Source organism: Rhodopseudomonas sp. (genome assembly GCF_013377015.1).
GTDB lineage: Bacteria > Pseudomonadota > Alphaproteobacteria > Rhizobiales > Xanthobacteraceae > JARJEH01.
In genome coordinates this window covers 236,697-261,527 of the sequence record NZ_JACABA010000004.1, presented here as the reverse complement: position 1 = coordinate 261,527, position 24,831 = coordinate 236,697, and the positions used below count along the sequence as shown (strand labels likewise).

25 protein-coding genes are annotated in these 24,831 nt (G+C 64.3%); 11 read left to right on the top strand and 14 right to left on the bottom strand.

All coding sequences use genetic code 11. The features are described 5' to 3' along the window. Positions 1-85: 85 nt before the first annotated feature. Positions 86-2,776, bottom strand: a complete 2,691-nt coding sequence (locus HXX15_RS18690) for an EAL domain-containing protein (protein WP_296517879.1) — start codon at positions 2,774-2,776, stop codon at positions 86-88. Positions 2,777-2,967: 191 nt separating this feature from the next. Between HXX15_RS18690 and HXX15_RS18685 the strand changes: the two genes are divergently transcribed. Next, complete coding sequence (locus HXX15_RS18685) at positions 2,968-4,071, top strand: NAD(P)/FAD-dependent oxidoreductase (RefSeq protein WP_296517878.1); 1,104 nt, start codon at positions 2,968-2,970, stop codon at positions 4,069-4,071. 122 nt (positions 4,072-4,193) lie between these two features. Here HXX15_RS18685 and HXX15_RS18680 read toward each other — a convergent pair whose 3' ends face one another. Then, positions 4,194-4,379, bottom strand: coding sequence for a DUF465 domain-containing protein (locus tag HXX15_RS18680; RefSeq protein ID WP_296517877.1), 186 nt, complete (start codon positions 4,377-4,379; stop codon positions 4,194-4,196). 363 nt (positions 4,380-4,742) lie between these two features. Between HXX15_RS18680 and HXX15_RS18675 the strand changes: the two genes are divergently transcribed. Beyond that, on the top strand, positions 4,743-4,949 hold the full coding sequence (locus tag HXX15_RS18675; protein ID WP_296517876.1) for a DUF465 domain-containing protein: 207 nt from the start codon (positions 4,743-4,745) through the stop codon (positions 4,947-4,949). On the opposite strand, the gene HXX15_RS18670 is transcribed toward HXX15_RS18675, so the two are convergent. Beyond that, positions 4,939-5,613 (bottom strand): GGDEF domain-containing protein, encoded by a 675-nt coding sequence (locus HXX15_RS18670; RefSeq protein ID WP_296517875.1) that lies wholly within the window; start codon positions 5,611-5,613, stop codon positions 4,939-4,941. The genes HXX15_RS18675 and HXX15_RS18670 overlap by 11 nt on opposite strands. 126 nt (positions 5,614-5,739) lie before the next feature. On the opposite strand from HXX15_RS18670, the gene purE reads away from it, so the two are divergent. The 3 genes from purE (at position 5,740) to rpsU (ending at position 7,844) form a co-directional block, all read left to right on the top strand. After that, complete coding sequence (gene purE / locus HXX15_RS18665; RefSeq protein WP_296517874.1) at positions 5,740-6,228, top strand: 5-(carboxyamino)imidazole ribonucleotide mutase; 489 nt, start codon at positions 5,740-5,742, stop codon at positions 6,226-6,228. Continuing rightward, complete coding sequence (locus HXX15_RS18660) at positions 6,225-7,328, top strand: 5-(carboxyamino)imidazole ribonucleotide synthase (RefSeq protein ID WP_296517873.1); 1,104 nt, start codon at positions 6,225-6,227, stop codon at positions 7,326-7,328. The genes purE and HXX15_RS18660 overlap by 4 nt, the downstream gene beginning before the upstream one ends. Positions 7,329-7,544: 216 nt before the next feature. After that, a complete protein-coding gene (gene rpsU, locus HXX15_RS18655; protein ID WP_296517872.1) occupies positions 7,545-7,844 on the top strand; it encodes a 30S ribosomal protein S21 in 300 nt (99 codons plus the stop codon). 228 nt (positions 7,845-8,072) lie between these two features. On the opposite strand, the gene HXX15_RS18650 is transcribed toward rpsU, so the two are convergent. Together HXX15_RS18650 and HXX15_RS18645 are read right to left on the bottom strand one after the other, a co-directional pair. After that, positions 8,073-9,071 carry a hypothetical protein gene (locus tag HXX15_RS18650; RefSeq protein WP_296517871.1) on the bottom strand — a complete coding sequence of 333 codons (999 nt, stop codon included), beginning with the start codon at positions 9,069-9,071 and terminating at the stop codon, positions 8,073-8,075. Positions 9,072-9,082: 11 nt separating this feature from the next. Further along, entirely contained in the window at positions 9,083-9,367 is a 285-nt protein-coding gene (locus HXX15_RS18645) for a cupin domain-containing protein (protein WP_296517870.1), read from the bottom strand. Positions 9,368-9,535: 168 nt separating this feature from the next. Between HXX15_RS18645 and HXX15_RS18640 the strand changes: the two genes are divergently transcribed. Further along, entirely contained in the window at positions 9,536-9,934 is a 399-nt protein-coding gene (locus HXX15_RS18640) for a VOC family protein (RefSeq protein ID WP_296517869.1), read from the top strand. A 64-nt stretch (positions 9,935-9,998) separates the two neighbouring features. Here HXX15_RS18640 and HXX15_RS18635 read toward each other — a convergent pair whose 3' ends face one another. From HXX15_RS18635 to HXX15_RS18605, 7 genes are all read right to left on the bottom strand, one after another. After that, positions 9,999-11,399 carry an NAD(P)(+) transhydrogenase (Re/Si-specific) subunit beta gene (locus HXX15_RS18635; protein ID WP_296517868.1) on the bottom strand — a complete coding sequence of 467 codons (1,401 nt, stop codon included), beginning with the start codon at positions 11,397-11,399 and terminating at the stop codon, positions 9,999-10,001. Positions 11,400-11,412: 13 nt separating this feature from the next. Next, positions 11,413-11,730 (bottom strand): proton-translocating transhydrogenase family protein, encoded by a 318-nt coding sequence (locus HXX15_RS18630; protein WP_296517867.1) that lies wholly within the window; start codon positions 11,728-11,730, stop codon positions 11,413-11,415. Positions 11,731-11,741: 11 nt separating this feature from the next. Next, on the bottom strand, positions 11,742-12,872 hold the full coding sequence (locus tag HXX15_RS18625; protein ID WP_296517866.1) for a Re/Si-specific NAD(P)(+) transhydrogenase subunit alpha: 1,131 nt from the start codon (positions 12,870-12,872) through the stop codon (positions 11,742-11,744). A gap of 79 nt (positions 12,873-12,951) precedes the next feature. Continuing rightward, positions 12,952-13,104, bottom strand: coding sequence for an aa3-type cytochrome c oxidase subunit IV (locus tag HXX15_RS18620; protein ID WP_296517865.1), 153 nt, complete (start codon positions 13,102-13,104; stop codon positions 12,952-12,954). Positions 13,105-13,204: 100 nt separating this feature from the next. Next, entirely contained in the window at positions 13,205-13,597 is a 393-nt protein-coding gene (locus HXX15_RS18615; RefSeq protein WP_296517864.1) for a type II toxin-antitoxin system death-on-curing family toxin, read from the bottom strand. After that, complete coding sequence (locus HXX15_RS18610) at positions 13,594-13,854, bottom strand: AbrB/MazE/SpoVT family DNA-binding domain-containing protein (protein WP_296517911.1); 261 nt, start codon at positions 13,852-13,854, stop codon at positions 13,594-13,596. Before HXX15_RS18610 ends, HXX15_RS18615 begins: the two co-directional genes overlap by 4 nt. Before the next feature lie 72 nt (positions 13,855-13,926). Continuing rightward, entirely contained in the window at positions 13,927-15,801 is a 1,875-nt protein-coding gene (locus HXX15_RS18605) for a M3 family oligoendopeptidase (protein WP_296517863.1), read from the bottom strand. Between the two features lie 144 nt (positions 15,802-15,945). Here HXX15_RS18605 and HXX15_RS18600 point away from each other — a divergent pair, with 144 nt between their 5' ends. The 3 genes from HXX15_RS18600 to HXX15_RS18590 all read left to right on the top strand — a co-directional run bounded on the left by HXX15_RS18600 (position 15,946) and on the right by HXX15_RS18590 (position 21,717). Further along, complete coding sequence (locus HXX15_RS18600) at positions 15,946-17,475, top strand: sigma-54 dependent transcriptional regulator (RefSeq protein ID WP_296517862.1); 1,530 nt, start codon at positions 15,946-15,948, stop codon at positions 17,473-17,475. 269 nt (positions 17,476-17,744) lie between these two features. Further along, on the top strand, positions 17,745-19,799 hold the full coding sequence (locus HXX15_RS18595) for a L,D-transpeptidase family protein (protein ID WP_296517861.1): 2,055 nt from the start codon (positions 17,745-17,747) through the stop codon (positions 19,797-19,799). Between the two features lie 286 nt (positions 19,800-20,085). Further along, positions 20,086-21,717, top strand: coding sequence for a DUF882 domain-containing protein (locus HXX15_RS18590; protein WP_296517860.1), 1,632 nt, complete (start codon positions 20,086-20,088; stop codon positions 21,715-21,717). A gap of 108 nt (positions 21,718-21,825) precedes the next feature. On the opposite strand, the gene HXX15_RS18585 is transcribed toward HXX15_RS18590, so the two are convergent. Together HXX15_RS18585 and HXX15_RS18580 are read right to left on the bottom strand one after the other, a co-directional pair. Beyond that, on the bottom strand, positions 21,826-22,098 hold the full coding sequence (locus tag HXX15_RS18585; RefSeq protein WP_296517859.1) for a DUF2312 domain-containing protein: 273 nt from the start codon (positions 22,096-22,098) through the stop codon (positions 21,826-21,828). A 190-nt stretch (positions 22,099-22,288) separates the two neighbouring features. Next, entirely contained in the window at positions 22,289-22,591 is a 303-nt protein-coding gene (locus HXX15_RS18580) for a DUF1244 domain-containing protein (RefSeq protein WP_296517858.1), read from the bottom strand. A gap of 271 nt (positions 22,592-22,862) precedes the next feature. On the opposite strand from HXX15_RS18580, the gene HXX15_RS18575 reads away from it, so the two are divergent. Both HXX15_RS18575 and pyk read left to right on the top strand, forming a co-directional pair. Beyond that, positions 22,863-23,390: a DUF1036 domain-containing protein gene (locus HXX15_RS18575; RefSeq protein WP_296517910.1), complete on the top strand. Its 528-nt coding sequence runs from the start codon at positions 22,863-22,865 to the stop codon at positions 23,388-23,390. Next, complete coding sequence (gene pyk / locus HXX15_RS18570) at positions 23,387-24,823, top strand: pyruvate kinase (protein WP_296517857.1); 1,437 nt, start codon at positions 23,387-23,389, stop codon at positions 24,821-24,823. Before HXX15_RS18575 ends, pyk begins: the two co-directional genes overlap by 4 nt. Positions 24,824-24,831 lie beyond the last annotated feature (8 nt).

Sequence of the window (24,831 nt, the reverse complement as noted above, 5' to 3'; positions counted from 1 at the left end):
CCGGACCCGCACAAGAGCCGGACTTCAGGGACGTGTCCAGCTTGATCGGCGGCAGCGCCGGGACGAACGACCGAACGATCGAACGTCAGCCGGTCCTGCGCTCGGACTCCATGACATCCGGCGCGGCGGCGCCGACCAGCGCGGCATATTGCTGGATCGGAGCGGGCCTGCCGATGAAGTAGCCCTGCACCGCGTCGCATTCCTCGGCGACCAGGAAGTCGAGCTGCTCCTGGGTCTCGACGCCTTCGGCGACGATCGAGACGCCGAGACCATGACCGAGGTTGATCACCGCGCGGACGATCGCCGCAGACTGCGGATTGCGGCCAAGGTTCATGATGAAGGCGCGATCGATCTTGATCTTGTCGAACGGGAACGCCTGCAGATAGGTCAGCGAGGAGTAGCCGCTGCCGAAATCGTCCATCGAGACCCGGACGCCCAGCGCCGTCAGCCGCCGCAGCAAAGCAAGTCCGCGGTCGAAATCCTCGATCAGCACGCCCTCGGTAATTTCCAGCTCCAGCCGGCCCGGCTTCAGCCCGGTTTCGAGCAGGATCGTGTGCACGTAGCCGACCAGATCGGTGTTGAGGAATTGCGCCGGCGACAGGTTGACCGCGATCTGCAACGGCTTCGGCCAAGATGCGGCCTCGCGGCACGCCTCGCGCAGGATCCATTCGCCCATTTCGACGATCAAGCCGCTCTCTTCCGCCAGCGGAATGAATTCGCCAGGAGGGACCAGGCCGCGCACCGGATGGTGCCAGCGGGCCAACGCTTCGAAGCCGATAATATCCCCATTGCCGATCCGGGTGCGGCTGCTCGCCTGGGGCTGATAGTGCAGCGAGAGTTCGCCATTGCGGATCGCGCCGGACAGATCCTGATGCAGCACCCGCCGGTCGCGGATCTGCAGATCCATCTCCGGCTCGAACACGCTCACCGAACCGCGCGATTTCGCCTTGGCGCGGAACAGCGCCGCGCCGGCATTGGCGAGCAGCGACGCCGCGTCGATGCCGTTGCTCGGGAACACCGAAATGCCGGTGGTGACGCCGATCCGCACCGATTTTCCGTCGATCACGAAACCGGTCGCCAGCGCCTTGGCCACTTGCTCGGCGAGTTCCCTCGCGGCCGCGGGCTGCGGGCCGTCGATGATCAGGCCAAACTCGTCGCCGCTCAGCCGCGCCACCACGCCGCCGCGGGACGCCGTCTCGATCCGGCGCGACACCTCGATCAGCAGCTTGTCGCCGATGGCGTGGCCGAACACGTCGTTGATCTCCTTGAGGCCGTCGAGATCGACCGACAGCACCGCGAACTCGTCTTTGCCGGTCCTGCTGGCCTCGATCATCTGCGACAGCGCCTGGATGAAGGCGGGGCGGTTCGGCAAGTCGGTCAGGCCGTCGTGATAGGCCATATGCGCCATCCGGGATTCGGTCTGGCGGCGATCGGTGACGTCTTCATGGGTCTTGATCAGATATTGCGGCTCGCCCATGTCGTCCAGCACGGTCATGCGCCGGGTCAGGAACAGCCGCAATCCGTCTTTGGTGCTGATCGGGTGCTCTTCGGTGAGCAATTGCTTCTTTCCAATCGCGATCGCGTCGCGATCGGCGATCAGCTTGGCTTCCTTGGCGTTGAAGATGTCGCTGCAGGTCAGCCCGATGGCATCCTCGCGGCGGCGGTTGAGGATGGTTTCAGCACCACGGTTAGCGAGCAAATAGCGTCCGTCGCCGGCGTCCTGCACCGTGAGCGACACCGGTACATTGTCGACCACGAGTTCGAGGAATTTCTTGGTCTTCGCGAACTCCTTGGACATCGCCCGGCGTTCGGTGACATCCTCGAACAAGGCGATCAGATATTCGGGCTGGTTCTTGTCGTCGCGGGCGACCACGCGGTTGGTCGCCAGCATGCATATGCGCTCGTCGCGCTCGATCAGCATTTCAATCTGCAGCGGGCGTTCCGACGCGGCCAGCGCCTGCTGGTCGGCTTCCCTGATCGCCGCCGCCGATTGCGGAGAGAAAATTTCTTCGGGACGTTTGTCGAGAATCTGGTCGCGACCTAGTTGCATGAAGGCTTCGAACGCGCGGTTGACGAGGATGTAGCGGCCGTCCTCGAGGTTCTTGGCGGCGACGCAGACCGGGATATTGTCGACTACCGATTCCAGAAATTGCTTGGTCCTGGCCAATTGCTGGGACAGCACGCGCTGCTCCGTGCAATCATCGTGAGTTGCCACCGAACTGCCGTTCGGCAACTGCGAGAATCTCACCAGCACCGATCGTCCGTCGGGCAGTTCGGCGATATGGCCCTGAGCGGAGCTGGCATTCTTGTAGAAATCCTCCGTGCTGAGATCCAGCGTGCCGCGCGCACGGCGCAGGTCGAGCAATTCCAAGCCGGTCATGCCGCGCGGAACATCGCTGCGGGTCAGGCCATAAATCTCCAGAAAGCGGTCGTTGCAGAACGCCACCTTGTTCCGGGCATCGACGATCACCACCCCCTGCTTGAGATTGTTCAGGACGGAATTGACCAACAGGTTCTTGCGATGATGCGATCGCCTCTGCCGGCGCAAGGTCGACATCGTCCACAGCGCGACGGCGGCGAGGAACGACGCGACGACAAAACCGCCAATCAGCAGCTCCCACATGGTTTCCGGCTCGAGCAATTCGATATAGCCCGACGGCGCGAAGTCGGTCGCTGCGGCCGCGGCAGCGCGCTGCGCACCGAGACCTGCCAGCCACGCCGCTCCCACTATCGCTGTCGCTGCTATGCCGCCTGCTTGCCGAAACTTGCCAGCCATGAAACACCCGGAACTTCCTGGTGCATTTTCTCGCTGGACGAGTTTGGATGGCGTAAACGAGCATGTCCGGGGTCGGACAATTTGACTTAAATTTCACCAATTGACCCCGCATGGTTAACGTCGCGATAACAAAGCGGAGTTCCAGCCGCGGTCTTAATGATCTGAAGATCGGTTCAGGTTTCGAGTGTGAAATGGAAAGAGTTGAATGCGTCGTCGTCGGCGCCGGCGTGATCGGGCTTGCGACGGCACGGCGGCTGGCGCGAACCGGACTCGAGGTGATTGTCCTGGAGACGGCGGAAACGATCGGCACCGCAACCTCGTCGCGCAACAGCGAGGTGATTCACGCCGGCATCTATTATCGCGGCGGAAGCCTGATGGCCCGGCTATGCGTCGCCGGCAAGCGCGCGCTGTACGACTACTGCGGGGATCACGGCATCCCGCATCGCAATTGCGGCAAGCTGATCGTTGCCACCACACCGGCCGAATCGGAAAGGCTAAAATCGATCCAGGCCCATGCCGCAGCAAACGGCGTCGACGATCTGCGGACGCTCGACGCCGCGGCGGCGTGGTCGCTGGAGCCGGCGCTGAATTGCGAAGCGGCGCTGCTGTCGCCGTCGACCGGCATCATCGACAGCCACGCTTACATGCTGGCGCTGCGCGGCGACGCCGAGGATGCCGGCGCGGCCTGCGCCTTTCATGCGCCGCTGCTGAGGGCCAACGCCACCGCCGACGGCTTTGTGCTGGAGATCGGCGGCGAGGCGCCGATGGCCTTGGGATGCCGCCTGCTGGTCAACGCCGCGGGGCTGGCCGCGACCGCGGTGGCGCGGAGTATCACATCGATGCCGGCCGAACTGGTGCCGGCAGCCTATCTGGCCAAAGGCAACTATTTCAGTTGCAGCGCGCGCGCGCCGTTCTCGCACCTGATCTATCCGGTGCCGGAGCCGGGCGGGCTCGGGGTGCATCTGACCCTCGACCTGGCAGGACAGGCCCGGTTCGGGCCCGACGTCGAATGGGTCGATAAGATCGACTACGCGGTCGATCCTGCCCGGGCGGAGCGATTCTATCCGGCGATCCGCCGCTATTGGCCCGGCTTGCCCGACGGCGCATTGGCGCCAGCCTATTCGGGAATCCGTCCGAAGATCGTCCCCCCGGCGGTGGCAGTGCAGGATTTCGTCATTCAGGGACCGCGCGATCACGGCGTAGCCGGGCTGATCAATCTGTTCGGGATTGAATCGCCCGGCCTTACGGCGTCGCTGGCTATTGCCGACTACGTCGCCGTTCTCGCTGCTGTCTAGACATGTAAGCGGTCGGGTCCACCACGGGATGCCTTGGTCGCACCCTGAGCCGGTGCCGGAACGAACGCCGGTAAAGGTGGATCAAGGCATTTGTGGTGGAGTAATCCTGCGACCCAATGACGCTAGTGCAGCGTCTCTCCGACGGTCTGTTTCACCTTTTCGATCGCGTCCCTGACCATCAGTTTACGGCGCTTCAACTCGACTATTCGCAGATCGTCCGTGGAAAGATGCACGAGCGCGTCGTGCAGTTCGGTTTCGAGAACCTTGTGTTTCCGTTCCAGTTCAACGAGATGCGCCTGAAGTGCCATACGAAACCTCCTCGGTGAGTGAGATCAGATTCGATCCGGACAATGGAGTGTACATGTCTCGGAGAGACTGTCGATGGGTTTCGAATCACAATTGTCACATTCAAGAATCATCTGAAACGAATAGTGACCGACACAATTCCCGGTACCGGGAACGAATCCCGACACCGATCGCCGGGAGGCGTCCGGAACAATCCCGACGCTGCCTTGGTCGACAGCCCGATCGTCGACAATCACCCCGAGCCGGGCGCTAACCGAAATATGCAGGAGCCTCCGGCTTGCTACCTTGGCCGGCGCGAGCGATAGTTCGGCGCAGCAAATCGGAATCCTTTCGCGACCCGTTCGCGATTCAACCAAACTCATGTCATGACCGACGAAGACGAGCGCGAACTCGATGCCGAGCTCGCAAGGCTGCAACAGGAACACCGCGATCTCGATGCGGCGATCGACGCCTTGCATCATTCGCCCGCCCCCGACCTGCTCCGGCTGCAACGGCTGAAGAAGCGCAAGTTGAATCTGCGCGACCGCATCGCCTTTATCGAAGATCAGATCACTCCGGATATCATCGCCTGATCGCCGCCAGGCCGCGTTCGCTTTTGCGCTCGGCCTTGCGCGCATACATCGCCTGGTCCGCCTGCTTCAGCGCCGCGGCGGCGTCGGAGTCCGGCCCGAGGATCGCGACGCCGGCGGAGATGCCGACCGCAATCGTGTGGCCCTCGAAGTCGATCCGCAGATGATCGACCGCGGCTTCCAGCGCCTCGGCCTTGGCCAGCGCGTCTCGCTCGCTCAGATTCCATAGCAATAGCGCGAACTCGTCGCCGCCGAGCCGTCCGATCAGGTCCGACGCTCTGACATGGCGCGACAGCGCGGCCACGACCGCCTTCAGCACAGCGTCTCCCGCGGCATGGCCGAACGTATCGTTCACCGGCTTGAGGCGATCGACATCCAGCACGATCAATGCCCCGGTCGCCTGATACCGCTTAATGTAGGCGATCGAACGGTTCAGTTCGCGGACAAATCCCCGGCGGTTCAGAATCTCAAGCAGGAAATCGGTGTCGGCGCTGGCGCGAAGCTCGTCGACCATGGCCTGGGCAGCGGCGAGTTGCGCCTTCAGCCGCCGGATTTCCAGCCGGGCGGCGGCGGGTAGCCGGGCAAGCGGCTTCGCCGCCGGCTTGGTGGCGGTGTTGCGCGATCGCGACGGTCTCGATGAGACCAATGCCTTGGATTTCTTTCTCATGGGAATCGCCACAACACTTGCCGGTCTTCACCAAGAAAGGATAGTCCATTCGCGACGCCTTGCCAGCGCCTCGGGCAGACCTATAATTCCCCTCTATGTTTCTGGATTCTCGAAAGAATTATTTGAATGACAGTCCCGGTCGCGATCATCATGGGAAGCCAGTCGGACTGGGACACCATGCGCCATACCGCCGAGACGCTGAGCGTGCTCGGAATTCCGCATGACCAGCAGATCGTCTCTGCCCACCGTACCCCGGATCGGCTCTACGCCTTCGCCAAGGGCGCCAAAGCAGCAGGCTACCGGATCATCATCGCCGGCGCCGGCGGCGCGGCGCATTTGCCGGGGATGGCCGCCGCGCTGACCGAATTGCCGGTGTTCGGGGTTCCGATCCAATCCAAGGCGCTGTCCGGCCTGGATTCGCTGTATTCGATCGTACAGATGCCGGCCGGGATTCCGGTCGGAACGCTGGCGATCGGCAAGCCCGGCGCGATCAACGCCGCGCTGCTGGCGGCCGGCGTGCTGGCGCTGACCGACGAAGCGCTCGCGGCCCGGCTTGCGACGTGGCGCAAGCAGCAGACTGACGCGGTCGCCGCCCGCCCGGAGGGGTCGGCGTGACGGATCCGAGGATACTGAAGCTGAAGCCCGGTGACACCATCGGTATTCTCGGCGGCGGCCAGCTCGGCCGCATGCTGGCGCTGGCGGCGGCGCGCCTTGGCCTGAAATGCCATGTGTTTTCGCCGGATCCGGATTCGCCGGCGTTCGACGTGGTGCAAAATGCGACCTGCGCCGAATATGCCGACGTCGAGGCGCTGGAGCTGTTCGCCGCCGACGTCGACGTCATCACCTACGAGTTCGAGAACGTGCCGTCCTCGGCGGCGATGATCCTGGCGGCGCGGCGGCCGGTGCTGCCCGATCGCAGCATCCTGGAGACCACCCAGGACCGCCTCGCCGAAAAGGACTTCGTCACCCGGCTTGGGATCGGTACCGCGCGCTATGCCGACGTCACCTCGGCGCAGGGGCTGCGCGCGGCGGTGGCGACGATCGGGCTGCCGGCAGTGCTGAAGACGCGGCGGTTCGGCTATGACGGCAAGGGCCAGGCGATCATCCGCGACGGTGCCGATCTCGATGCGGTGTGGGACGATTTGGCCACCCGCGCCGCCATCCTGGAGGCGTTCGTGCCGTTCGAGCGGGAAATCTCGGTGATCGCCGCGCGTGGCGCCGACGGCCAGGTGGTTTGCTTCGACGTTACCGAAAACGAGCATCGCCATCACATCCTGAAGACCTCGCGGGCGCCGGCGGCGATTTCCGACGCGCTGGCGGCGCAGGCGCGCGGCATCGCCGAGACCATCGCCCGCGCGCTGGATTATATCGGGGTGCTGGCGGTCGAACTGTTCGTGGTGCCGGGCGCTGACGGCCCGACCCTGCTGGTTAACGAAATCGCGCCCCGGGTACACAATTCCGGCCACTGGACCCTGGACGGCGCCTCGATCTCGCAATTCGAGCAGCACGTCCGGGCGATCGCAGGCTGGCCGCTGGCGAATCCGGTCCGCCATGGCGACGTCACCATGACCAATCTGATCGGCGACGACATCAACGACTATGAGCGCTGGCTGACCATCCCGGGCGCCAGTGTGCATCTGTACGGCAAGCGTGACGCCCAGGCCGGCCGCAAGATGGGGCATGTCACCGAGGTGACCGCCCCGCGGCGAAAATGACTGAGTTTGGGGCCGCCGCACGCCGCTTTGTGGCCTGCGAGCAACGGTGGGCCGAGCCCGGTTTTTTGGCGGGCAATCGCTGCAAACTTGTTCCCTGGCGAGGTGGACATTGCCGACCCGATCTGATACATCCGCGCCCTTGAGGTTAAGGGCTTGGCCTTAGTCGGCCCTTCGCTTTCTCAGAATTTCAATCCGATAAATGAAAGAGGATGCCGCGTGCAGGTTCTCGTTCGCGATAATAACGTCGATCAAGCTCTCAAGGCGCTGAAGAAGAAGATGCAGCGCGAGGGCATTTTCCGCGAGATGAAGCTCCGCGGGCACTATGAAAAGCCGTCTGAGAAGAAGGCTCGCGAAAAGGCCGAAGCCGTGCGCCGCGCGCGCAAGCTGGCCCGCAAGAAGCTGCAGCGCGAAGGTCTGCTGCCGATGAAGCCGAAGCCGGTGTTCGGCGCGGCTGCTGGCGGCGAGCGTGGCGGTCGTCCTGGCGGCCCCGGCGCGGGTCCGCGCGGACCGCGCTGATCGTCCCAATTTTTTGGTGATTCGAATGACGCGGGCGCTTGCGCCCGCGTTGTCGTTTTGGCCGACGCAATTTCGATCCCGAGATCGACCAGGCCAAGGCGCCCGGCTGCTATGCCCGCGCCGTCAATCGTCGTCCCAAAGATACGCCGCCATGATGGCTTTGCGCAGCTCAGCGGCAAGGCCGGACAGACCTCCGACACGTTCTGAGTCCGGCGCTCCGTCCCGCCGCTATCGCGGCAACACCGCATGAAACACCGACTTCGCCGCCAGCAACACATCCTCGGCGACCGTGCGGCGCGCGGGAGGGACGGCATCGGCTTGAAGGACGAACGCCGGCGGCGGAATCTCCGCCGGCGGGCTCGGGCGCCGCGGATCGTCGTCACGCCCGTTGGCAGAAGCAGAATAGGTATAGGGGGGGCTAGCGGTCGGCGGCAGCGCGGCATTGACGCCGGGAATAAAGGTACTGGCCGAGGCTGGCGCCGGCATCGTCACGTCGACCGGGGGCGGCAGCGGCTGCAGCGGCACGACGGCATGCGGTGGTTCCTGCATGCGTGCGGCTTCCTGCATGCGCGGAGAAGCCTCGGCAGGACGCGCGGCGGCAGTCGGAGGCCGCAGCCGCTCGATCGCCGCGCGGGCTAGCTCGTTGGCGTCGCGGCGCTCTTCCTGCGTGGCGGGCTCGGCCGGCGCCGCGCTCGGCACCGAGCCCGTTGTGGCCGGTGACGCAGCAGCTGGCGCCGCGGCCTTGGCAACCGCCCGGTCACGAATCGTGGTTTGATGCGTTCCGGTCAGCTTGTCGGCAGCTTTCTCGGTGGGCTTTTCGCCGCTCGGTTTTTCCGCGACGCTCTTCTCAATGGCGCCCTTGCCCTTGACCGGGTCAGGCGCGCTCGCGGTCCCGGCCGGCGCAACGCCCGGCTTTGCCTCGATCCTCAACCCCTTGCCAGCGGCATCGTCGGTCGCCTTGGCGACGACGGCGCTCGCAGCCGGCGCGTCCGGCTTGGCGGCGATGTAGTGGTTGACGATATACGCCCCGATGATGGTCGCGACCACCGACGGCAGAATGTCGGAAATGAACTTGGAAATGTATTTGACGTATTTCTGCATTGCCGGCCTCTTCCCCACCGCTTGATGCGTGAGGTTTGAGGCTGATTGAGGGATCAACTGCGACAGATCGGTGGCAAGGCGGAAGAAACCCGACCGCGCCGCGCGGACGCTGCGGCCGGGCTTCATACAATCTTAACTTAAGGTTTCAGCTCGACCTCGAGAAACACGATCTCGGTGGCGGTTTCGTTGAATACGTCGTGCTCAACGCCGGCCTTGCGGAAATAGGATTTGCCGGTGGTGATCGGCGCCTGCGAGCGGGTGCCGTCCGGTGCCACGATGGTCATGACGCTGGTGGTCATCGGCACGATCACATAGTCCATGCCGTGGGTATGGGGCCCGGTCGAAGCGCCCGGCGCCAGCCGCCATTCGGTGACACGAACTTCCGGGGTATCCTGCTGGACGTCGGATTTAGCTTCGAGCATGTCGGCGGTCCTTGGTTCGGTTACGGCACGCACACCTTAGCAGAAATCGCGCGAACACCTGCAGATGCTGCTGCGGCTGCGCCATGCCGGCTCGCCAAGTCGTCAGCGGTGGGTATAGTCGGATATCACCCTCAGGTGAGCTTGAAAGATATCGGGAGAGGAAGCGAGATGTTTTCACACGTCATGATCGGCACCAACGACCTCGAAGCGGCGAAGTCATTTTATGACAAGCTGCTCGGTACGCTGGGTATTGCACCCGCCGTGGTTGATCGCCACCGGATTTTCTATCGTACCAAGACGGGCACCTTCGCGGTGTCGAAGCCGATCGACGGCAAGCCCGCGACGCCGGCCAATGGCGGCACCATCGGCTTCGTCGCCCCATCGACCGAGGCAGCCGACGCCTGGCACGCCGCCGGCATCGCCAGTGGCGCGACGCCCTGCGAGAATCCGCCGGGCGTGCGCGAGATGGGCGGCGTGAAGCTCTATCTCGCCTATCTGCGCGATCCCGACGGCAACAAGCTCTGCGCGATGCATCGTCTGCCCAAGGACGCTGCCGCATCAGCCTGATCGCACCGACAAAAACGCCCGGCCTCGCGGCCGGGCGTTTGCATCAAATCCTTCAGCGAAAGGGTTACAGCGCCTTGACGATGTTCTCGGTCATCTTCTTGGCGTCGCCCAGCAGCATCATCGTATTGTCGCGATAGAATAGCGGATTGTCGATGCCGGCATAGCCGGAGGCGAGCGAGCGCTTGATGAACATCACGGTGCCGGCCTTCCAGACCTGCAGCACCGGCATGCCGTAGATCGGCGAAGTCTTGTCGTCCTCGGCGGCCGGGTTGGTGACGTCGTTGGCGCCGATCACGAAGGCAATGTCGGCCTGGGCGAATTCCGAGTTGATGTCCTCGAGTTCGAACACCTCGTCATAGGGCACGTTGGCTTCGGCGAGCAGCACGTTCATGTGGCCCGGCATACGGCCGGCGACCGGATGAATCGCGTATTTCACCTCCACGCCCTCCTCCTTCAGAATGTCGGCCATTTCGCGCAGCGCGTGCTGGGCCTGCGCCACCGCCATGCCGTAGCCGGGCACGATGATGACCTTCTGGGCGTTCTTCATGATGTAGGCCGCATCATCCGCGGAGCCGATCTTGACCGGACGGACTTCGCCGCCGGCGCCGGCGCCGGCCGCGGCGGTCTCGCCGCCGAAGCCGCCGAGGATCACCGAGATGAAGGAGCGGTTCATCGCGTGGCACATGATGTAGGACAGGATCGCGCCCGAGGAGCCGACCAGAGCGCCGGTGATGATCAGCGCCGAATTGCCCAGGGTGAAGCCGATGCCGGCCGCGGCCCAGCCCGAATAGGAGTTCAGCATCGAGATCACGACCGGCATGTCGGCGCCGCCGATCGGGATGATCAGCAATGCCCCGAGCAGCAGCGCGATGCCGGTGATGACCCAGAACGCGATCTCGTTGCCGGTCGCCACCAGATAGACGATCGCCGCCACCATCACGACGCCGAGCAGGATGTTGACGACGTGGCGCCCAGGCAGAATGATCGGCGCGCCGCTCATCCGGCCGCTCAGCTTGGCGAAGGCGATCACCGAACCGGTGAAGGTCAGGGCGCCGATCGCGACGCCGAGCGACATTTCGATCAGGCTGGCGCCGTGGATGTTGCCGGGGGTGCCGATGTCGAAGGCTTCGGGCGCGTAGAACGCGCCGGCCGCGACCAGCACCGCCGCCATGCCGACCAGCGAGTGGAACGCGGCGACCAGTTCGGGCATCGAGGTCATCGGCACCTTGCGGGCGATCACCGCGCCGATGCTGCCACCGATGGCGATGCCGAGGATCACCAGGATCCAGCCGATGAAGTCGGCCGGCGGGTGGCCTGCCAGCGTGGTTAGGACCGCGATCCCCATGCCGGTCATGCCTAAGAAGTTGCCCTGCCGGCTGGTGGCCGGCGACGACAGACCGCGCAGCGACAGAATGAAAAGCGCGCCGGCGATCAGATACAGAAGTGCGGAAAGATTGGCGTTCATCGACTTTTCCTACTCACTTCTGCTTTTTCTTGTACATCGCCAGCATCCGCTGGGTGACAAGGAAACCGCCGAAAATATTCACCGAGGCGAAGATCAGCGCGACGAAGCCGAAGCCGCGCGCCCAGACTCCGCCGGAGCCCACCATCGCCACGCCGACCGCCAGCAAGGCGCCGACCACGATCACCGAGGAGATCGCATTAGTCACCGACATCAGCGGCGTATGCAGCGCGGGCGTCACCGACCACACCACGAAATAGCCGACGAAGACGGCGAGGACGAAAATCGATAGCCGAAACACGAACGGATCGACGGCCTGCACGACATGCTCCATGGCGGTTGTCCTTATGCGGTTTTCGGCAGAAAATTCGGATGGATGACGGCGCCGTCCTTGGTCAGCAGGGTGGCCTTGACCAGTTCGTCGTCCCACTTCACCGCGAGCGACTTCGACGCCTTGTCGACCAGCGTCTCGATGAAGTTGAACAGATTGCGCGCATACAGGCTCGACGCCGAGGCCGCGACCCGGCCGGCGACGTTGGTGAAGCCGACGATCTTGACGCCATCGAGATCGACCACTTCGCCGGGCTTGGCGCCTTCGACGTTGCCGCCGCGTTCAACCGCTAGATCGACCAGCACCGAACCGGGCTTCATCGAAGCGACCATCTCGGCGGAGACCAGGCGCGGCGCGGGCCGGCCCGGGATCAGCGCGGTGGTGATGACGATGTCCTGCTTCTTGATATGCTCGGAGGTCAGCGCCGCCTGCTTGGCCTGGTACTCCTTCGACATTTCCTTGGCGTAGCCGCCGGCGGTCTGCGCGTTCTTGAATTCCTCGTCCTCGACGGCGAGGAACTTGGCGCCGAGACTTTCGACCTGCTCTTTGGTGGCCGGGCGCACGTCGGTCGCGGTGACCACGGCGCCGAGACGCCGCGCGGTGGCGATCGCCTGCAGGCCGGCGACGCCGACGCCCATCACGAACACTTTCGCCGCCGGGATGGTACCTGCGGCCGTCATCATCATCGGGAAGGCGCGGCCGAAGGCTTCGGCTCCCTCGATCACCGCGCGGTAGCCGGCGAGGTTGGCCTGGCTCGACAGCACGTCCATCGACTGCGCGCGGGTGATGCGCGGCATCAGCTCCATCGCGAACGAAGCGACGCCGGCGTCGGCCATCGCCTTCAGCGCGGCGTCGTTGCCATAGGGATCCATGATCGCGATCACCAGCGCGCCGCGCTTGTAGTTCGCGAGCTCGGAAGCCTCGGGGCGCTTCACCTTGATGACGATGTCGGCGTCTTTCAGCGCGTCGGCGCTGACGGTGGCGCCGGCGGCGGTGAACTCGGAATCCGGCAGGCCGGACTTGATCCCGGCGCCCGGCTCGATGGCGATCTCCGCACCCAGCGACTTGAACTTCTTCACCGTGTCGGGCGTCGCCGCGACCCGCGGTTCGGAGGCATCGAGTTCTTTGGCAATAGCAATCTTCATAGGTCCTCCGGCGGCGCTGGGCGCGCGCGTGAGCGAGCCGATGGCGCACCGCCGATCAAGCGATGCGCTCTGGAACGGATCAGGTCAGGAAAATCGCCATCAGCGCGACGATGGTGATCACGGCGACGCTGCCGTACTTCACCAGCTTGATGAACCCCTCATAGGTCTGCTCATGCGCGACATAATCGTTGCCGTCAGCGGTGGTGTAGGCGACTTCGTTGTGCTCAGCCATCGGTCTCTCCGGACAATGTTCGAGAATTGGATGTGCAATTAGCGTAATCTTATTGCAAGGGCAACGGCACAGCGTCGGCAGTGGGCGTCGTCAAAAAGTCTCAGACCGGCCAATTGTCCCTGATCCAGCGCGTCAGGCTCGCCTCGCTGACCTCGCCGGCGGCGAGCGAGAGGATGATTTCCGTGGCCTGGCCAGGATCCGGCGCAAAGGGGACGTCATTGCTGCGGAGGAACACCATCATCGCGTGAAAGGCGATGCGTTTGTTGCCATCGACGAAGGCGTGGTTGCGAGCGAGGCCGAATGCATAGGCCGCGGCAAGAGCCGCCAAGTCTGTCTCGCCGTAGTGCCATTGGTTGACCGGCCGCAGGACCGCCGATTCCAGCAGTCCACGGTCGCGGACGCCTTCCGGCCCGCCGAAGACCGCCAATTGTTCGGCATGCATGTCGATGACTTCATCGACATCGAGCCAGATCGGCTCGACCGGCGCGCTCATTTTGCCAGCGCCGCGAACGTATCGCGATAGTCGTGCATCACTTGGCGGGCGATTTCCATCGTCCGGGCATGCTTCGGGTTGAAAGGCGACAACCGCAAGCTGCCATCGGGCTGCTCAACCGGATAGAACTTGTCGCCTTCCTTCAAATTGAGCCGCGCCAGCAGTTCCTTCGGCAGGATAACGCCGACAGAATTGCCAATCTTGCGGATTTGCAGGGCGGTTTTCTCGATTTCGACATCACGAGCAATTTCATTCATGCCGGGCTCTCCGTTGTACATTATGTATAACGGAGATTGGGCGGTCGTTCAACAAATGTTTTACGTCGCGCCCTACCCCATCGCCTCCAGCTCGTCGATCATACCTGCGATCACCGACAGGCCGCCGTCCCAGAATTTCGGGTCCTTGGCGTCGAGCCCGAACGGCTTCAAGAGTTCGGAATAATGCTTGGTGCCGCCGGCGCTGAGCATCGCCAGATAGCGGTCGGCGAAACCCTCCTGGGCGTTTTCGTAGACCGCGTAGAGCGAGTTCACCAGGCAGTCGCCGAACGCGTAGGCGTAGACGTAGAACGGCGAATGGATGAAGTGCGGGATGTACATCCAGAAGTTCTCGTAGCCGGGCCGGATGTCGATCGCCGGCCCGAGGCTCTCGCCCTGCACGCTGAGCCAGATCTGGCCGATCCGCTCGGCGGTGAGCTCACCGTTGCGGCGCTCGGTGTGGATCGCGCGCTCGAAGGAATAGAATGCGATCTGCCGCACCACGGTATTGATCATGTCTTCGACCTTGCCGGCGAGCAGCGCCTGGCGCTGCTTGGCGCTCTTGGTCTGCGCCAATAGCCGCTTGAAGGTCAGCATCTCGCCAAACACGCTGGCGGTCTCGGCCAGCGTCAGCGGCGTCGGCGCCATCAGCGCACCATTCTTCGCCGCCAACACCTGATGCACACCATGGCCGAGTTCGTGCGCCAGCGTCATCACGTCGCGCGGCTTGCCCTGGTAATTCATCAGCACGTAAGGGTGCGCCGAGGGCGTGGTCGGATGCGAGAACGCGCCCGGCGCTTTGCCCGGCCGCACCGGCGCGTCGATCCAGCGGTCGGTGAAGAAACGCGTGGCGATGCTCGCCATCTCGGGCGAGAACGCCTGATAGGCGGTCAGCACCATGTCCTTGGCGTCGGGCCAGGCGATACTGCCGGTGGCGGCGAACGGCAGCGGCGCGTTGCGATCCCAATGCGCCAGCTTGCTCTTCTTGAACCAGCGCGCTTTCAGTTTGTAGTAGCGATGCGACAGCCGCGGATAGGCGGCGCGCACGGACGCCACCAGCGCGTCCACCACCTCGCGCTCGACGCGATTGGCCAGATGCCGTGAATCCGCGACGTCCTGGAAGCCGCGCCAGCGGTCGGAGATCTCCTTGTCCTTCGCCAGCGTGTTGGTGATCAGCGCGAAGGTGCGCTCGTTGGCCTTGAAGGTTTTCGCCAGCGCCTGGCCGGCCGCCTTGCGCTTGGTCGGATCGCGATCCTGCAGCAGATTCAGCGTCGGCTCGATCGCCAGTTCCTTGCCGCCTAGCTTGAAGCGCAGGCCGGCAATGGTCTGGTCGAACAGCCGGTTGAAGGCGCCATAGCCGGTCTGCGATTTCTCGTGAAACAGCTGCTCGACACGGTCCTCCAGCTGGTACGGCTTGTCCTTACGGCTGTCCTCGATCCACGGCCGATAGTGCCCGAGTTCGGGAGTCTGCATCGCGGTCTCGATCACCGCGTCATCGACCCGGTTCAACTCGAGCGCGAAGAACAACAGATGCACCGAGGCCGCGGTCAGCCGCTCGGAGACGTCGCCATAGAATTTGGAGATGTCCGGATCGACGCTGTCGCCGGCATGAATGAGACCCGCGAACGACGCCAGACGTCCGGCGAGATCGTCGATCGCCTCGTAGCGCTTCACCGCGCCGGCGAGCCAGACGCCGCCGCCCGGCTTCGCTGTCTCTTGCGCCAGTTTGCCCTTGAAGTCGGCTTCGAACGCGGCGCATTCGGCGTCGATCTTGTCGAGATCGCGCGCCACCTCCGGGGCATCGATCCCCGCATAGAGGTCCGCCAGATTCCACTCCGGCAGTTTTCCAGCCTTGGATCCCGACTTTGCTTCGGCCTTGGATCCAATCTTGGATTTGGCTGCGGGCGACTTTCTCGATTTGGCGGGAGCAATTCGGGAGCGCGAGACCATTTATTCGAACCTGCTTGTGGGTTTCAACCTGGACTGGTGCGAGGAGCGGACCGCGTCGGCCGCCCAATCTTTAAGAGCGCATTAATCGGCATCGGCGACAGTGCCCCGATTCGGGACAGATAGATAAGTAAACCAGGGAATGCCATGGCTGCGACCATTTTGATTGCCGATGACGATCCGGTGCAGCGCAGGCTGGTCGAGAACATGGTGCAAAAGTGCGGCTACGAGGCGATCGTGGTCGACAGCGGCGATGCCGCCATCGTCATGCTCACCGCGCCCGACGCCGTCGCAATCGACGCCATGATGCTCGACCTGGTGATGCCCGGCCTCGACGGCATGGGCGTGCTGACCAAGATCCGCGACGCCGGCCTCAACGTCCCGGTCATCGTGCAGACCGCGCATGGTGGGATCGACAATGTGGTATCGGCGATGCGCGCCGGCGCTCATGATTTCGTCGTCAAGCCGGTCGGCATCGAGCGGCTGCAGGTCAGCTTGCGCAACGCTCTGAATGCCAGCGCGCTGAAGGGCGAATTGCAGCGGATCAAGCACAGCCGCGAGGGCCGGTTGAGCTTCGCCGACGTCATCACCCGATCCGAGGCGATGGGCAGCGTGTTGCGGATGGCACAGAAGGCCGCAAGCTCGAGCATTCCGGTGCTGATCGAGGGCGAATCCGGCGTCGGCAAGGAGTTGTTCGCGCGCGCCATCCACGGCAGCAGCGACCGCAAGGCGAAGCCGTTCGTCGCGGTCAATTGCGGCGCGATCCCCGACAATCTGGTGGAGTCGATCCTGTTCGGGCACGAAAAGGGCGCATTCACCGGCGCCACCGAACGGCACATGGGCAAATTCGTCGAAGCCTCCGGCGGCACCCTGTTTCTCGACGAGGTCAGCGAATTGCCGCTCGCCGCGCAGGTCAAACTGCTCCGCGCGTTGCAGGAAGGCGCGGTCGAGGCCGTCGGCGGCCGCAAGCCGGTCAAGGTCGACGTCCGCATCATCTCGGCAACCAACCGCAAGCTGCTCGACCGGGTCAAGGCCGGCCACTTCCGGGAAGACCTGTTCTATCGCCTGCACGTGCTGCCGCTGACGATTCCGCCGCTGCGGATGCGGCGCGAGGACATTCCGGCGCTGCTGCGGCACTTTCTGGTGCGGTTCTGCGCCGAGGAAAACCGCCCGATTACCTCGATCAGCGGCGAGGCCATGTCGCGGCTGGCGCAGCTCGACTGGCCGGGCAACATCCGCCAGCTCGAAAACGCGGTCTATCGCGCGGTGGTGATGAGCGAGGGCGAGCAGCTCGGACTGGCCGATTTTCCGCTGGCTTCGGCTCAGCCGCCGGCCGGTTTGGATCAGCCCGGCGAGCCGCTGCTGATCGAGACAGCGGCGCCCCCCCAATATGTGGCGTCCAGCGATATCCCGATCGCGCCCTTTGCCGCCGGAAGCCTGGCGATGCTGACCGACAGCGGCGAAATTCGGCCGCTGGAAGAGATGGAGAGCGAAATTATCCGGTTCGCGATTTCGCATTATCGCGGCCAGATGTCCGAGGTGGCGCGCCGGTTGAAGATCGGCCGTTCGACGCTGTACCGCAAGCTGGACGAGGCCGAAAGCAGCAGGGCTGTGGCCATGGACTCAGGCGCGACCGTGCCGGAATGTGGCGCCGATGTGTCAAACGACGGCGCCTGATCGGAACATTTGAACCGTTGCCGGCAGGTGACAGACAAACGCAGTGCCACGTGGCAAAAGCGCGCAACATATTTGAATTCCGGTCCTTGAGGTCAGTTTGTCGTGAGATGTCCCGGTGCGCGCTAGTCGCACCAACCGGGCGCGTGTATCGTTTCTGTGAATCGAGACCATGCGGACGCGGCCGACGACGCTGATCGCCTGAGCCAAACCTAAAGCACGATGCCGGAAATTGCTCCATGGCGGCGCAGTTTCATCCAAGGGGTGGAAGAATGCGAAACTACTCGAAGAGCAGCGGATTCGATCGGGTACTGATGGCCGTCGCGGCGACGTTCCTGACAGTTTCGGCAAGCTCGGCATTCGCTCAGTCCGGCTCGGCTCCCAAATCTGCCGCGGAGCTCTCGATCGACGCCGCCGTTCCGGTGCCCGAGCCGGTCGCCCTGCCGCCGGTTTCCGCTGGCGATTTCAAGGCCGACACCGCCGTCGCCGCCCCGGCGAGCGCGACCGGCCAGACCGACAAGGCCACCTCATCGGCTCCCGCGGCCACCGTGCCAGCCGCGACCGCCGTAGCACCGACTGCCGGCGAGACGCCCAAGGTCGCAAGCCAGCCGACAGCGGCCGAGCCGATCGCCGCCAGCCTGCGTGAGGCGCTCACCGGAAAATCGTCGCGCTATTTCGACCGCAAGGCCGAACGGACCGTGGTCGAGAAGTTCTACGCCGAGCGCGACTACGCGCCGGTGTGGACCCAGGCCGGCACGCCCAGCGCCAGCGCCAAGGCGGTGATCGCGCGCCTCAAGGACGCCGCCGCCGAAGGTCTGGATCCTGCCGATTACCCGGTGCCGGATTTCGCCGCCGCGACCGCGCCCGATGCGCTGGCCGAAGCCGAATTGAAGCTGACCGCGAGCGTGCTGGATTACGCGCGCCAGGCCCAGAGCGGCCGGATGCACTGGTCGCAGGTCAGCGCCGACATCCAGTATCCCGAGCACCCGACCGACCCGGCCGAAGTGCTGGCCAACGTCACCACCGCCAAGGACGCCTCGGCGGCGCTGGACAGCTACAATCCGCCGCACAAGCTGTATCGCGCGCTCCGCGCCAAGCTCGCCGAACTGCGCGGCCAAGCCGAAGGCCCGGTTGTCGAGATCGCCGAGGGCCCGACCTTGAAATACGTCCCGGCGAGCAAGAAGAAGCCCGCCGTCGTGATGGAAGATCCGCGAGTGCCGCAATTGCGCGCTAAGCTCGGCGTCACCGAGAACGCCGACGACAGTCATTACGACGCCAAGGTCGCCGAGGCGGTACGCAAGTTCCAGAACAACGCTGATCTCAAGGCGACGGGGGCGCTCGATGACCGTACTGTGAAGGCGCTCAACAGTCCGAAGCGGGATCGCAGCATCGACACCGTGATCGTCAACATGGAGCGCTGGCGCTGGCTGCCGCGCCAGCTCGGCGCGGCATCGATCGGCGACGCCTATGTGATTCTCAACATTCCCGACTTCACCCTGAAGGTGATGCAGAACGGCGCCCAAGTCTGGACCACCAAGGTGGTGACCGGCAAGCCCGGCACTCACGCGACGCCGCTGCTAACCGAGACGATGAAGTTCATCACCGTCAATCCGACCTGGAACGTGCCGCCGTCGATCATCTACAATGAGTATCTGCCGGCGCTGCAGCAGGACCCCAACGTCCTGACGCGGATGGGGCTGAGGCTTGAACGCGCCCGCGACGGCAGCATCCACATCTCGCAGCCGCCGGGCGAAGCCAACGCGCTGGGCCGCATCCGCTTCAATTTCCCGAACAAGTTCCTGGTCTATCAGCACGACACCCCGGACAAGAACCTGTTCGCGAGGGACGAGCGCGCGTTCAGCCATGGCTGCATGCGAGTGCAGAATCCGGATCAATACGCCGCGACGCTGCTCAATATCACCATGCCGAACGAGCATTACACCCCGGAAAAGATCCGCGGCATGTATGGTCACAGCGAGATCGATCTGAAATTCCCGACGCCGATTCCGGTCAATATCACCTACCAGACCGCCTTCGTGGACGATTCCGGCAAGCTGCAGATCCGCAAGGATATCTATGGCCGCGACTCGCAGATGCTTGCGTTGTTGCGCAATGCCAAGGGCAAGAATCTCGAGAACGTCGTGGCGCATTCGCAGCCGAGCTACGCGCGGCCCCGCGCCGACATTCCGCAGGGCGTGGCGTTCAACGACGCCGGCGGAGGCTTCAACAGCGGCGGACCGTCGTTCTTCGAACGGCTGTTCGGCGCACCGAATCCGGCACCGGCACCCGTTTCGCGTCGCCAGCAGCGCCGGACCGTGACCCGATAAACCCCAGGGAGAACCGTGGGGCCGGCTGCGTTTGGCGGAAATTCAAAAGCAAATTCAAAGGCCCCGGTCACGTCGGGGCCTTTCGCATTAACCATTGTCCATCGCGATTTTGGCACCGGGCTAGTTTTCGCCACACTCTGGGTTAAGGTTGACGGATCGACTTGGGGAGCGAGTGGTAAATTTCGATTAACCCTCTCTCGTTAAGATTGCCTTCATCCTTTCTCGCAACATGGGGTCGCGAGATCGGATTGCTCGACTGAAACGTCCTCTGGGTGGGCTCATATTCGTGCTGGCTGGTTTCGCGCGCCGTTTCAGATCGCTGTCGTTGCCGCGCGCCGGATATGGCGCCGGACTGACGTCGCTTCTGCTGCTGGCTGGCGCGGGTTCGGTCCACGATGCGACGGCGCTGGGCGAGACCCGCACCCTGTCGTTCCACCACACCCATTCCGACGAAGACCTGACCGTCACCTTCAAGCGCAATGGCCGTTATGACGACGAGTCCCTGAGCAAGCTCAATCACTTCCTTCGGGACTGGCGCAGCCAGGACCAGACCAAGATGGACCCCCATCTGTTCGACATTCTCTGGGAAGTCACCCGCGACGTCGACGCCACGCAGCCGATCCAGATCATTTCCGCCTACCGCGCCCCCGCCACCAACGCCATGCTTCGGCGCCGTTCCTCGGGCGTCGCGCGCCACAGCCAGCACATGCTGGGGCACGCCATGGATTTCTTCGTTCCGGGTGTCCCGCTCGAGAAGATCCGCTTCGCCGGGCTTCGCCTGCAGCGGGGCGGCGTCGGCTTCTACCCGACCTCGGGATCCCCGTTTGTCCATCTGGATACTGGCAGCATCCGTCACTGGCCCCGGATGACCCGCGACCAACTCGCCCGCGTGTTCCCCGACGGGCGGACCGTTCACCTTCCCACCGACGGCCGTCCGCTTGCCGGCTATCAACTCGCGCTCGCCGATATCCAAAAGCGTGGCGATGGCGGCGATGTCTCGTCCCCCGGCAAGCCCAGCCTGCTCGCGTCGCTGTTCAAGGGCCGATCCGCTGAAGACGATGAAGAGGGCGCGGCTCCATTTGCTGAACGAGCGACGCCCGCTGGCCTGATCTCATCGCTCCGCAGCGCGGTCGCCAAATCGACCGATCCGAAACTGGCCGATGCCCAGACCGCCGAGGCGAAATCCTCGGATCCGGTGCCGATGCCGCGAGCCAAACCCGCCACCGCGGCAACGTTCCAGCTGGCCTCCGCCGACGAGCAGGCGACGCCGGCCGCGAAACGGAAGACGGCGACCTCCGAACCGAAACTGCAAACGCCGGCTGACATCATTAACGCCCGCGGCTTCTGGGACGACATGCCGCTCACGCCGAAACAGGCCTCCCCGGCGCAGATCGCAGCACTCGGCGCCCGACAGGCGCTGGCGGCGGCCGATCCGCAATCGACCGCGTCGGTGTCGGCGACATTCCAGGCCATGGCCTATGCGCCGGAGCCAGCCCAGCCCGCCGTCGATCGCGCCCCGGTGGTAACCGCCAGCGCTCCGATTCCGCGCGGCATCCGGCCGGCCTCGGTTGCGCGCAATCCAATGGCGGTGACGACCATCACGACCGTGGTCGCCAAGGGCAAGCCCAGCGTGGTCGCGACCTCGACCCGGCTCGCCGCCGCAGGATCCCGCGACAGCGATGTCTGGATGCGCGCGATGATCTTGGCGCCCAGCGCCAGCACATCGATGCACTCGACGGTGATGGGTGATGCCGACTTGACGGTGATGAGCTCGTATTTCGTCAAGCCGCAGACTGCGGTGGCGATGAACTTCTCGGATGACCCACAGCCCGGCCTGTTCTGCGACACGTTCACCGGCTCCGCGGTGACCACGCTGTCGACCACCCCGTTCGCCGTGCGGACCGCCGCGCTGCGCTGAGCGCTGTGCGGCATTTCAATCTTCAACGTCGATCAATGTGAATGCGCGGGGCAAGCCCGCGCATGACGCCCTTGGTCGCTGCCGGTTCGAGCGAACCAGCCGGCCGCCTCACAGCATTCCGAGCGCCTGCATGTAGGTCTCGAGAATGGTTTCCTGCTCGGCGCGCTCGTTGGCGTCCTGCTTGCGCATCCGGACGATGGTGCGCAGCGCCTTGACGTCATAACCGTTGCCCTTGGCTTCGGCGTAGACGTCGCGGATATCATCGGAAATCGTCTTCTTTTCCTCTTCGAGCCGCTCGATGCGCTCGATGATGGCCTTGAGCTGGTCTTTGGCGAATTTGGTCGCGGGTTCGTCGTTCACGGCGGCGGCGGAGGTGGCCATCCTGTACTCCTGGATCAACTGACATTTGGGGATTCGCGGACCGGACGTTTCGCCACGCACCGCATCTGACATCGACACTCATCAGTGCGGCCGCTTGCGTCAAGGCAGCATCGCGCTCATCCACAGCGACCGCACAAAAGAAATCGGCGGCCGGATTCAGCCTGGTGAAAGATGCCGAAATTCCGACGTGTCAGTGCCCGCTGTGGCTCTTCTTCAGGGCGTCGAGTTGCTCCGGACTGGCGGGGCTCTGATGCGCCGCCTTCCAGGTCTCGTAAGGCATGCCGTAGATCGCCTCGCGGCTCTCATCCCGGCTCAGCGCCACGCCCTTGGCGTCGGCTTCGTCCTTCAGCCAGTTCGACAGGCAGTTGCGGCAAAATCCCGCGAGATTCATCAGATCGATGTTCTGGACATCGGTCCGGGTGCGCAGATGCGCGACCAGCCGGCGGAACGCCGCCGCCTCGAGTTCCGTCCTGGTCTTGTCGTCCATCGCCATCACCTTGATCCGTCGTGCCGCGGGGCATTGACCCCAAATAGGAGTTGTCTCAGATTCTGCCACATCCTGGCGCTAAAGGGAGCCTTCGATGATGCCGCCGGAAGCCCCTCGGAAACCATCCCGTTCCGCAGCACCGGAAAATCGCGGAGCCGCCGTTGACATGCCTGCCGCGTCACGCGAAATCCTCAACGAATTGATATAGCTTGGCTGAATGATCACAGACGATTCTCCTGACCGCATGTCATTGTTGCGTCGCCGTCCCGCCGGTCCGATGGCGGTGCTGGCGTTTGCCGCGTTCTGGCTCTGGAGCGCGCCGGCGGCGGCAGATTTCCGGCTCTGCAACAACACCTCCAGCCGGGTTGGCATTGCGCTGGGCTACAAGGACGTCGACGGCTGGACCACAGAGGGCTGGTGGAATGTCTCGTCGCGCGCCTGCGAGACCTTGCTGCGCGGCACGCTGGTCGCACGGTTCTATTATATCTACGCTCTCGATTACGACCGCGGCGGCGAATGGTCAGGACAGGCTTTCATGTGCTCGCGCGACAAGGAATTCACCATCAAGGGCACCGAGGATTGCCTGGCGCGGGGATTTGACCGCACCGGCTTTTTCGAGGTCGATACCGGCGAACAGCGAGCCTGGACCGTGCAATTGACCGAAAGCGACGAACGTAACACCCAGCGCCTGCCGGGCATTCCCGGGGCACCGGGGGTCGCAGTTCCCGGCTTGTCCGGAACGCCTGGGCGTACCGCACCGGCCACGCCCGGGCTGACGCCGGATGCGCCCGGAACCAAGCCATGAGGCGGCTGCGACGAATCAAGATTCTCGCCACGCTTGGCCCCGCCTCATCCGACAGCGCGATGATCCGCAAGCTGTTCGAGGCCGGCGCCGACGTGTTCCGGATCAATATGAGTCACACCTCACACGACAAGATGCGCGAGCTGGTGAAGACCATCCGCAATGTCGAGAGCAGCTACGGCCGCCCGATCGGCATTCTGGTCGATCTGCAAGGACCGAAGCTGCGCGTCGGCTCGTTCGCCGGCGGCTCGATCCAGCTCAACAACGGCGCCAGTTTCATTCTCGACTGCAACAAGGAGCCGGGCGACGCCAGCCGTGTCCAGCTGCCGCATCCGGAAATTCTTGCGGCGCTGAAGGTCGGCGATGCGCTGCTGCTCGACGACGGCAAGGTGCGGCTGATCTGCGAAGAGACCTCGACGGACTTCGCGGTCACCCGCGTGGTGATCGGCGGCAAGATGTCGGACCGCAAGGGCGTCAGCCTGCCGGACACCGACCTGCCGGTGTCGGCGATGACGCCGAAGGATCGCGCCGACCTCGAAGCCGCGCTGGAGACCGGGATCGACTGGGTGGCGCTGTCATTCGTGCAGCGCGCCGAGGACGTCCACGAAGCCAAACGCATGATCCGCGGCCGCGCCGCGGTGATGGCGAAGATCGAGAAGCCGCAGGCGATCGACCGGCTGCCGGAAATCCTGGAAGCGGCCGACGCGTTGATGGTGGCGCGCGGCGATCTCGGCGTCGAACTGCCGCTGGAGCGGGTGCCGAGCCTGCAGAAGCAGATGACGCGCATGGCGCGCCGCGCCGGCAAGCCGGTGGTGGTGGCGACGCAGATGCTGGAATCGATGATCACCAGCCCGGTGCCGACCCGCGCCGAAGTGTCGGACGTCGCAACGGCGGTCTATGAGGGCGCCGACGCGATCATGCTGTCGGCGGAATCGGCGGCCGGAAAGTTTCCGGTCGAGGCGGTCTCGACCATGAACAGGATCGGCGAAGAGGTGGAACGCGATCCGACCTACCGGACCGTGCTGATGGCGCAGCGGCCCGATCCCGAAGCGACCGCCGGCGACGCCATCGCCAGCGCGGCGCGGCAGATCGCCGAAACCCTCGACCTGTCGGCGGTAATCTGCTGGACCAGTTCGGGATCGACCGCGCTGCGGGTGGCGCGCGAACGGCCGAAGCCGCCGGTGGTTGCGATCACGCCGAGCCTCGCCACCGGCCGCAAGCTGTCGGTGGTCTGGGGCGTTCACTGCGTCGTCGCCGAGGACGCCCAGGATCAGGACGACATGATCGAACGCGCCGGCCGCATCGCGTTTCGCGACGGTTTCGCACGCGCCGGCCAGCGCATCATCGTTGTCGCCGGCGTTCCGCTCGGCACCCCGGGCACTACCAACATGGTGCGCATCGCCTATGTCGGGAAGAACGGCGACGCGGATATGTGAGGCGCGAC

Bases quoted from the DNA above. Each gene is read 5' to 3' on its own strand.
- purE (WP_296517874.1), top strand. From the start codon at position 5,740: ATGACAGTCCCGGTCGCGATCATCATGGGAAGCCAGTCGGACTGGGAC.
- HXX15_RS18580 (WP_296517858.1), bottom strand. From the start codon at position 22,591: ATGGCGATGGACGACAAGACCAGGACGGAACTCGAGGCGGCGGCGTTC.
- HXX15_RS18620 (WP_296517865.1), bottom strand. From the start codon at position 13,104: ATGGCTGAGCACAACGAAGTCGCCTACACCACCGCTGACGGCAACGAT.
- HXX15_RS18670 (WP_296517875.1), bottom strand. From the start codon at position 5,613: ATGAGAAAGAAATCCAAGGCATTGGTCTCATCGAGACCGTCGCGATCG.
- HXX15_RS18640 (WP_296517869.1), top strand. From the start codon at position 9,536: ATGTTTTCACACGTCATGATCGGCACCAACGACCTCGAAGCGGCGAAG.
- HXX15_RS18575 (WP_296517910.1), top strand. From the start codon at position 22,863: ATGGCGGTGCTGGCGTTTGCCGCGTTCTGGCTCTGGAGCGCGCCGGCG.
- HXX15_RS18595 (WP_296517861.1), top strand. From the start codon at position 17,745: ATGCGAAACTACTCGAAGAGCAGCGGATTCGATCGGGTACTGATGGCC.
- pyk (WP_296517857.1), top strand. From the start codon at position 23,387: ATGAGGCGGCTGCGACGAATCAAGATTCTCGCCACGCTTGGCCCCGCC.
- HXX15_RS18680 (WP_296517877.1), bottom strand. From the start codon at position 4,379: ATGGCACTTCAGGCGCATCTCGTTGAACTGGAACGGAAACACAAGGTT.
- HXX15_RS18585 (WP_296517859.1), bottom strand. From the start codon at position 22,098: ATGGCCACCTCCGCCGCCGCCGTGAACGACGAACCCGCGACCAAATTC.
- HXX15_RS18610 (WP_296517911.1), bottom strand. From the start codon at position 13,854: ATGAATGAAATTGCTCGTGATGTCGAAATCGAGAAAACCGCCCTGCAA.
- HXX15_RS18685 (WP_296517878.1), top strand. From the start codon at position 2,968: ATGGAAAGAGTTGAATGCGTCGTCGTCGGCGCCGGCGTGATCGGGCTT.
- HXX15_RS18650 (WP_296517871.1), bottom strand. From the start codon at position 9,071: ATGAAGCCCGGCCGCAGCGTCCGCGCGGCGCGGTCGGGTTTCTTCCGC.
- HXX15_RS18690 (WP_296517879.1), bottom strand. From the start codon at position 2,776: ATGGCTGGCAAGTTTCGGCAAGCAGGCGGCATAGCAGCGACAGCGATA.
- HXX15_RS18635 (WP_296517868.1), bottom strand. From the start codon at position 11,399: ATGAACGCCAATCTTTCCGCACTTCTGTATCTGATCGCCGGCGCGCTT.
- HXX15_RS18675 (WP_296517876.1), top strand. From the start codon at position 4,743: ATGACCGACGAAGACGAGCGCGAACTCGATGCCGAGCTCGCAAGGCTG.
- HXX15_RS18615 (WP_296517864.1), bottom strand. From the start codon at position 13,597: ATGAGCGCGCCGGTCGAGCCGATCTGGCTCGATGTCGATGAAGTCATC.
- HXX15_RS18600 (WP_296517862.1), top strand. From the start codon at position 15,946: ATGGCTGCGACCATTTTGATTGCCGATGACGATCCGGTGCAGCGCAGG.
- HXX15_RS18625 (WP_296517866.1), bottom strand. From the start codon at position 12,872: ATGAAGATTGCTATTGCCAAAGAACTCGATGCCTCCGAACCGCGGGTC.
- HXX15_RS18645 (WP_296517870.1), bottom strand. From the start codon at position 9,367: ATGCTCGAAGCTAAATCCGACGTCCAGCAGGATACCCCGGAAGTTCGT.
- HXX15_RS18605 (WP_296517863.1), bottom strand. From the start codon at position 15,801: ATGGTCTCGCGCTCCCGAATTGCTCCCGCCAAATCGAGAAAGTCGCCC.
- HXX15_RS18630 (WP_296517867.1), bottom strand. From the start codon at position 11,730: ATGGAGCATGTCGTGCAGGCCGTCGATCCGTTCGTGTTTCGGCTATCG.